Genomic DNA, 8135 nt, shown 5'->3' on the forward strand with positions numbered 1-8135 from the left:
GTCGAGCCGGACGTTCTGCTGCTCGACGAGCCTTTGTCGGCGCTCGACGCCAATCTGCGCGCCGACGTGCGCTCGGAGCTGAAAGCGCTGCACGAACGCTTGCCGCACTTGACCATCGTCTGCGTCACCCACGATCACGACGACGCGCTGGTGCTTTCCGACCGCACGCTGTTGATGCGCGAGGGACGCATCGCGCAACTCGGCACGCCGCAGCAACTGTACGACGCGCCCTGCGACGCCTTTGTCGCGCGCTATTTGGGCGCGGCCAATCTGCTGCCGCTGCCGCTGGTACTGCCGGCGTCTGACCCGCGCCGTCACGACCCCGAGCGTCTCGCCTGCCTGCGGCCGGAAGCGTTCCTCATCGTGCCGCGCGATCAGGGACGTTTGCACGGCGAAATCGCCGACGTGCAATGGCATGGCGCGACCTTGTCGGTGTCGGTGGTGCTCGATGCCTTGCCGCGGCAAACGGTGCTGGTCACCCGGCAACGCAACCAAGGCGATGCGCCGTTGAAAGGCGCACGGATCTCATTGGACTTCGAGGTGGACGATGTCGCGCTCATTCACCCCTGATATCGGCGTACTGCGCCGCGCCCCCTGGCAACAGTGGTTTCTGCTCGTCGCCGTCTTGGGACCGCTGGTGATCTATCCGCTCTCGCGGCTGGTGCTGTTGAGCCTGAGCGGACCGCACGGCCTGACGCTGCAGGTGTATGCGCAGTTCTTCCACAACCCCGAGACACGTGGCGTCATCGCCTGCACCCTGGCGGTGCTGGGTCTGAGCGCCACGCTGGCGTCGCTGCTGGGCGTGACGCTCGCGGCACTGTTGTTCTTCAGACCCTTTCCCGGCGCGGGCCTGCTGACGCGCTTTCTGGAGCTTTTTGTGGCGTTCCCGTCGTTTTTGGTCGCCTTCGCGCTGATTTTTCTCTACGGTTCGCAAGGCGCGGTCAGCATCGGCCTGCAGCAGCTGCTGCACCTGCAAAATCCCCCGCTCGACTTTCTGTTCGGCATCGGCGGCGTGGTGTTGGCCGAAGTGGTGTTCTACGCGCCATTCGTCGTGCGCCCCACGCTCGCGTCGTTCGCGATGCTCGACCTGCGCCTCGTCGAAGCCGCGCAAAGCCTCGGCGCCAGCCGCTGGCGGGTGGCGCGCAAGGTGGTGCTGCCGCTGGCCTGGCCGGGTATCGCCGCCGGCACACTGCTGTGCTTCCTGCTGACCCTGAACGAGTTCGGCATTTTGCTGGTGCTGGGCAGCGCCCGCTTGATCACCCTGCCGGTGGCGATTTACAGCGCCGCCACGGTCGATCTCGATTTGCCGACCGCGGCGGCCGGCGCCGTGGTCATGCTGGCGATGTCGCTGTCGCTCTACGCCCTCTACCGCCGCGTCAATCAACGGCATCAGCGGGGGGCGCGCTGATGGACCGGCTCTCCACCCTCCCTATAAAACAGCTGCCGGCATCGCGCCGGTGGGCGCGTATCGCCGGCGCATCGCTCACCCTCTGCGCCGCGCTCGTCGGCATCTGGCTGTTTGTCTTGCCGGTGGCGGTGGTTGCGCTCTCCAGCGTGGCGGCGCACTGGTCCGGCACCCTGCTGCCGGACGGCCTCAGCCTGCACTGGTTCGAACGGCTCGACGGCAGCGATTTCGCCGCGCTGGCCACGAGCCTGGAGATCGGCGTTGGCGTCGCGCTGGCGGGCACCGCGCTCGGCGTGTGGCTGGCGCTGGCGCTCGAAGGACATGAGCGGCGCGGGCTTGGCGCCGTGATCGACACCATCGCCATGATGCCCAACGGCGTGCCGAGCGTGGTGCTCGGACTCGCCGTGCTCATCGCCTACCACAAGCCGCCGGTCGATTTGTCCAGCTCGGCGTTGATCGTGATTCTGGTGCAGCTCGCGCTGGTGCTGCCCTTCTGCTATCGCACCGCCGCATCGGCCCTGCGGCCGGAATTGACGATCCTGCGCGAAGCGGCGCAAAGCCTGGGCGCGCCGCCGGCCATGGTGCTCGCCCGCGTGGTGCTGCCGCAGATGCTGCCGGCGATCCGCGCGAGCCTGGCGCTCGGCTTCGCGCTGTCGCTGGGCGAGCTGGGCGCGACGCTCACCGTGTACCCGCCCGGCTTCGCCACCGTGCCGATCGTGGTCATCGGCCAGGTCGAACGCGGCTATTACCTGCCAGCCTCCGCCCTGTCGTTGTTGCTGTTGCTGGCGTCGCTGGCGGCGCTGCTCGCCATCGCCGCGCGCGAACGGCGGCCGCGCCCGCAACGCTGAACCCTCGCGCCTTCACAAGGAACCGCCATGTCGAACCCCCTCCCTCTTGAGATGGCCGTCAACGGCCGCTGCTACCGGCTGCCGGCGCCGCCGAGAGTCATCGTCTGCGTCGACGGCTGCGCGTTCGACTACCTCGACGCCGCCGCCCGGGCGGGCGCGACGCCCTTCTTGGCAAGCTGCCTGCAAGCCGGCCGCGCGTTCAAGGGCGACAGCGTCATGCCCTCGTTCACCAACCCCAACAACCTGTCGATCGTTTGCGGCGCGCCGCCTTCGGTCCATGGCATCTGCGGCAATTATTTCTGGGACCCGGATGCCGATGGCGGCCGCGGCGCGGCGGTGATGATGAACGATCCGAGCTACCTGCGCGCCGGCACGATTCTCGCCGCGGCGGCCGAGGCCGGCGCGCGCGTGGCGGTCGTCACCGCCAAGGACAAGCTCCGCCGCCTGCTCGGCTGGCAACTGTCCGGCATCTGTTTTTCGGCGGAAAAGGCCGACGCGGCCACGCTGGCCGACAATGGCATCGACAGGGTGTTGGACCTGGTCGACCTGCCGCTGCCGGACATCTACAGCGCCGATCTGTCGGCGTTCGTATTCGCCGCCGGCGTACGCCTGGCGCAAACGCGGCCGCTGGATCTGATGTACCTGTCGACCACCGATTACATCCAACACAAGCACGCGCCGGGCACCGCCGAGGCCAACGCCTTCTACGCGATGATGGACCGCCATCTGGCGCGCTTGGACGCCATGGGCTGGATCATCGGCCTCACCGCCGACCACGGCATGAGCCCCAAGCACGACCCGCTAAGCGGCGCGCCCAACGTGATCTATTTGCAAGACCTGCTCGATCAGTGGCTTGGCGCTGGCCAGGCGCGCGTCATCCTGCCGATCACCGACCCGTATGTCGTGCATCACGGCGCGCTCGGCTCGTTCGCCACCGTTTATCTACCGCCCTCGGCGGCCGCGGCCGCCATGGCCGAACGTCTCGGCGCGCGCGACGGCATCGAGCGCGTATTGACGCGGCAACAGGCGTGCGACGCCTTCGACCTGCCGGCCGACCGCATCGGCGATCTGGTCGTGCTCGGCCGCCACGATACGGCGCTCGGCTCACGACGGGAAGAGCACGATCTTTCCGGCCTGACGGTGCCGTTGCGCTCGCATGGCGGGCTGGCGGAACAGGAAGTGCCGCTGCTATTCAATCGACCGGTGACGGTTGCCGCCGGACGGCGGCTGCGTAATTTCGACGTGTTCGACCTGGCGTTAAACCATGTGGAGGCTTCATGAGCGGCACCCCGAACGACCATCCTGCTTTTCGCGGCGAAACGCTGCGTCTGTGCGGCGAAAAAACCGGACGCGCACGCACGTTCGGCGTATTCGACCCCTATAGCGGCCTGCGTGTCGGCAGCGTGCCGCTGGCGAGCGTCGACGACGTGCGCGCCGCCTTCGATTACGCCGCGGCTTACCAGCCCCGGCTTACGCGCCATGCGCGCGCCGAGATTCTGACGCGCGCGGCGGCGCTGCTCGGCGAACGCGCCGACGCCGCCTCGGATCTCATTTCGCTCGAATCGGGTTTGTCGAAACAGGATTCGCGGCATGAAATCGGCCGCGTCGGCGACGTGTTGCGCTTCGCCGCCGCCGAAGCGCTGCGCGACGACGGCCAGAGCTTCAGCTGCGACCTGACGCCGCATGGGCAGGCGCGCCGGGTGTTCACCCAACGCGAACCGCTCGCCGGCGTCATCGTCGCCATCACCCCGTTCAACCATCCGATGAACCAAGTGGCGCACAAGGTGGCGCCGGCGATCGCCACCAACAACCGCGTGCTGCTCAAACCATCGGAAAAAGTGCCGCTGTCCGCGCTCTACTTTGCCGACCTGCTCTATGAGGCCGGGCTGCCGGCGCCGATGCTGCAAGTCTTGACCGGCGCGCCGGACGAGATTGCCGACGCGCTGATCACCCACCCGCTGGCGGAGCTCGTCACCTTCACCGGCGGCGTCGCCATCGGCAAGCACATCGCCGAACGCGCCGGCTACCGCCGCCTGGTGCTGGAACTGGGCGGCAACGACCCGCTGATCGTGCTGGAGGACGCCGACGTCGAACGCGCGGCGGCGCTGGCCGCGCAAGGCTCGTATAAAAACTCCGGTCAACGCTGCACCGCGGTCAAACGCATCCTGGTGCAAAACCGCGTGCTGGACGATTTTTGCCAAGCGCTGGTGGCGCATACCCGCGACTGGTCCTATGGCGATCCGTTCGACGCGGCCAACCGCATGGGCACCGTCATCGACGCCGACGCCGCGGCCCGCATCGAGGCGCGCGTCAACGAGGCCGTGGCCCAGGGCGCGCGGCTGTTGACCGGCAACACGCGCCGGGGCGCGCTGTACGCGCCGACCGTGCTCGACCGGGTGAATCCGGCGATGACGCTGGTGCGCGAGGAAACCTTCGGGCCGGTCTCGCCCGTCATCGGCTTCGACACGCTCGACGACGCCATCCGCATCAGCAACGGCACCGCCTTCGGCTTGTCCTCCGGCGTCTGCACCGACCGCCAGGACGCCATCGCGCGGCTCGTCAACGAACTGCACGTCGGCACCGTCAACGTGTGGGAAGTGCCCGGCTATCGGCTGGAACTGACGCCGTTCGGCGGCATCAAGGATTCGGGCCTCGGCCATAAGGAAGGCGTACAGGAATCGATGAAAAACTACACCAATCTGAAAACTTTTTCGTTGCCGTGGGGGTAAAGCATGGCCGACGCCATCAATATCGAGGAAGGCGACGTCAACCTGGGGCCGCGGCGCCAGGCCTGGCAAGCGGCGCACATCGGTCCCGAGACGCGCGGACTCTTGGCGGAGGACGCGCGCTGGTTCCTGCACCAGTCGATGTCCACCCCTTGCCTGAACGCGCTCTCGGCCGCCGCCGGCAGCCGGATCGTCGACCTGGAGGGCCGCGCGTACTTGGATTTTCACGGCAATAGCCTGCACCAGATCGGCCATGGCCACCCCAAGGTCGTGGCGGCGGTCAAACAGACGCTCGACACGCTGCCCTTCAGTCCGCGACGCTACACCAACCTGCCGGCGGTCGCGCTCGCGCGCGCGCTGTGCCAAGCCGCGCCGATCGACGGCGCCAAGCTGCTGCTGGCGCCCGGCGGCACCGCGGCGATCGGCATGGCGTTGAAGCTCGCCCGCCTGGCGACGGGCAAGTTCAAAACCCTGTCGATGTGGGACAGCTTTCACGGCGCCTCGCTCGACGCCATTTCCATCGGCGGCGAGGCGGTGTTCCGCCGCGGCATCGGCCCGCTGCTGCCGGGCAGCGAGCACGTGCCGCCCCACGACCCCGGTCATTGCGCGTTCGGATGCCAAGGGTCGTGCGCGCTGCGCTGCGTCGACTATATCGATTACTGCCTGGAGAAAGAGGGAGACGTAGCGGCGGTGATCGTGGAAACCATCCGCGCCACCGACGTGCAGATTCCGCCTATCGATTACTACCGGCGGCTACGCGCCGCCTGCGACCGCCACGGCGCGTTGCTGATTCTCGATGAGATTCCGATCGCACTGGGACGCACCGGTCACCTGTTCGCCATCGAGCGCTACGGCATCGAACCCGACATGCTGGTGATCGGCAAAGGGCTTGGCGGCGGCTTGATGCCGCTGGCCGCCTTGATCGCGCACCCCCGCTTCGACGTGGGCCAGCACATCTCGCTCGGCCACTACACCCATGAGAAAAGCCCGCTGGCCTGCGCCGCCGCGCTCGCCACGCTGGACGTGATCGCCGACGAGCAGTTGTGCGAACGCAGCCGGACACTGGGGGCGCAAGCGCTGCAACGGCTACAGGACCTGGCACGGCGCTGCCCGGCGGTAGCCGAGGCGCGCGGCGCGGGTCTCTTGCTCGCGCTGGAACTCCGGGATCACAACGGGCGGACGGCGGCCGACTTGGCCGAAGCGGTGCTGTACCGCTGCTTGACGGCAGGGCTGTCGTTCAAGGTCGGCCAAGGCACGGTGCTGGTACTGGCGCCGCCGCTGAACATCGCCGAAGACGACCTCTTTTGGGCGCTCGACACCGTCGAGCAGGCATTGAAAGCCGAAATCGGTGCTTAGGCGTTTGGCGCAATGCCGCGCGTCGCGCGGCGATTACGCCCTACACAACCGGACATACCTTCTCGTAGGGCGCACTCGCCGAAGGCAGTGCGCCACAGTGAAACCACGCCAAGGAAGTGTTTGGCACAACTGGACACGCCTTCCCGTAGGGCACACTCGCCGCAGGCAGTGCGCCGCGGCTACGCCTGTTTGGCGGCCGTCGAGCCCCGCGCCAGCAAGATGCCGTTGAGCACCATTTTGCGCTTGGCCAGACTCGGGTTTTCCAGCCGGGAGAGCAGCATTTCCATCGCCAGCGTGCCGATGTCGTACACCGGCTGCTCGATCACCGTCAGCCCATGGCCGACGAGCCCGGTCCAGACGTCGTTATCGAAACCGGCCAGCGCCACGTCGCCGGGAATCGACATGCCCGCCTCCATCAACGCCCGCACCGTTCCCTGCAGCAGCAGGCCGTTACTGGCGATCAGCGCGTCGGGGCGGTCCGGCTCGGTCAGCCAGGACTTGACGGCGGCGACGGCGGCATCGACGTTCGGAGGCACAAAGCGCGCGGCAACCGGCAGCCCTTGCGCCACGAGCGCGGCCTCGTAACCCGCGGCGCGCTCCGCCCCGGTAGTGCTGCTGTTGCCGAACAGCCCGCCGATGCGGCGGTAGCCGCGACCGATCAGGTGTTCCACCAGCTGCTGCGCCGCCTGCTTGTTATCCAGCACCACGGCGTCGGTCAGCCCCGGCGGACCGGCGCGGTCGATCATCACCACCGGAAACTCGAAGCGGTCGGGCCGGAAGCGGCTCGCGGTATCGCCGGTCGGCGAGAAGATCACGCCGCAGACGCGCTCTTCCTGCATCAGGCGCAGGTACATCGCCTCCTTCTTCACGTCCTCATCGACGTTGCACAGAATGACGCGCATGCCGGCGCGATAGGCCGCATCCTCAACCGCGCGGCTGACCGCGGTGAAGAACGGGTTGCGTATGTCCGAAACCAGCAAGCCCACGGTTTGGCTATGCTGCGAACGCAAACGCCGCGCCGCCAGGTTGGGGCGATACCCCAATTGCGCCACCGCCTGCTCGACACGTTCTCTGAGATCGGCACTGACCGGCCCATTCCCCAGCGCGCGCGACACCGTCGCAATCGACACGCCGGCCAATGCGGCCACGTCCTTGATCTTCGCACTCATCAGTCCTCACTCTCTCGGCAGTTCCGTCTGCACGCCATGCTTGCCCACCACCTTTTGTTGACAAGTGCCGTCATTATGCGGCGAAAGCCGCCACTGTTGTAACTTGTTGACAACCTCCAACTGGAAAAATTGACACGAATAATGTAATCGTTTTCAATACAAACCTAGACGAAAGAAATGATCACCAGCAATCACCCTGATCATTCATGCCGCGAAACCTTGTTTAATCGGACGTCAAAAACAAATAAATTGATTTAAAAACAAGAGAAAACAAAGCACTTTACTGCCACACCCAACCATCCAGCGCCTTTTGCCCCATGCCCGCCGGCGCGCAGTAAAACGTTTTCAATTCGCTGCTTGGCGATAGCGTCGCCAAGGGCGCACAAGCTTTGGTAATGCAAGAGAGAAAGTAAACAATGGATAGTCATCAACTGAATCAACTGGTTGCCCGCGTCAAAACGGCTCAGCGCGTTTACGCCAATTTCACGCAGGAGCAAGTCGACGCGATCTTCCGCGCCGCCGCCCTTGCCGCCGCCGACGCCCGCATCCCGCTGGCCAAGCTCGCCGCCTCCGAAACCCGCATGGGCGTGGTCGAGGACAAGGTGATCAAGAACCACTTCTCCTCCGAGTA

7 protein-coding genes and 1 pseudogene are annotated in these 8135 nt (G+C 66.5%); 7 read left to right on the top strand and 1 reads right to left on the bottom strand.

Features of this window, described 5'->3' with window-relative positions; translation table 11 throughout:
• From JOZ06_RS15835 to JOZ06_RS15860, 6 genes are all read left to right on the top strand, one after another.
• Positions 1-570: TOBE domain-containing protein (locus tag JOZ06_RS15835; RefSeq protein ID WP_293234142.1), on the top strand; the 570-nt coding region annotated here is incomplete at its 5' end.
• A complete protein-coding gene (locus JOZ06_RS15840) occupies positions 548-1408 on the top strand; it encodes a 2-aminoethylphosphonate ABC transporter permease subunit (RefSeq protein ID WP_293234144.1) in 861 nt (286 codons plus the stop codon). The genes JOZ06_RS15835 and JOZ06_RS15840, both read left to right, overlap by 23 nt.
• Entirely contained in the window at positions 1408-2253 is an 846-nt protein-coding gene (gene phnV, locus JOZ06_RS15845; protein WP_293234146.1) for a 2-aminoethylphosphonate ABC transport system, membrane component PhnV, read from the top strand. Before JOZ06_RS15840 ends, phnV begins: the two co-directional genes overlap by 1 nt.
• Positions 2254-2280: 27 nt before the next feature.
• Positions 2281-3534, top strand: a complete 1254-nt coding sequence (phnA, locus tag JOZ06_RS15850; RefSeq protein ID WP_293234148.1) for a phosphonoacetate hydrolase — start codon at positions 2281-2283, stop codon at positions 3532-3534.
• Positions 3531-4982: a phosphonoacetaldehyde dehydrogenase gene (gene phnY, locus JOZ06_RS15855; protein ID WP_293234150.1), complete on the top strand. Its 1452-nt coding sequence runs from the start codon at positions 3531-3533 to the stop codon at positions 4980-4982. Before phnA ends, phnY begins: the two co-directional genes overlap by 4 nt.
• Before the next feature lie 3 nt (positions 4983-4985).
• Positions 4986-6335 (top strand): aspartate aminotransferase family protein, encoded by a 1350-nt coding sequence (locus JOZ06_RS15860; RefSeq protein ID WP_293234152.1) that lies wholly within the window; start codon positions 4986-4988, stop codon positions 6333-6335.
• Between the two features lie 179 nt (positions 6336-6514).
• Here the strand turns inward: JOZ06_RS15860 and JOZ06_RS15865 are convergent, their stop codons facing one another.
• Positions 6515-7504, bottom strand: a complete 990-nt coding sequence (locus tag JOZ06_RS15865; protein ID WP_293234154.1) for a LacI family DNA-binding transcriptional regulator — start codon at positions 7502-7504, stop codon at positions 6515-6517.
• A gap of 416 nt (positions 7505-7920) precedes the next feature.
• Here JOZ06_RS15865 and JOZ06_RS15870 point away from each other — a divergent pair.
• Positions 7921-8135: pseudogene (locus JOZ06_RS15870) on the top strand (succinate-semialdehyde dehydrogenase); the annotation flags it as partial.

It is taken from the genome of Paludibacterium sp., from assembly GCF_019232825.1.
Classification (GTDB): Bacteria; Pseudomonadota; Gammaproteobacteria; order Burkholderiales; family Chromobacteriaceae; genus Paludibacterium.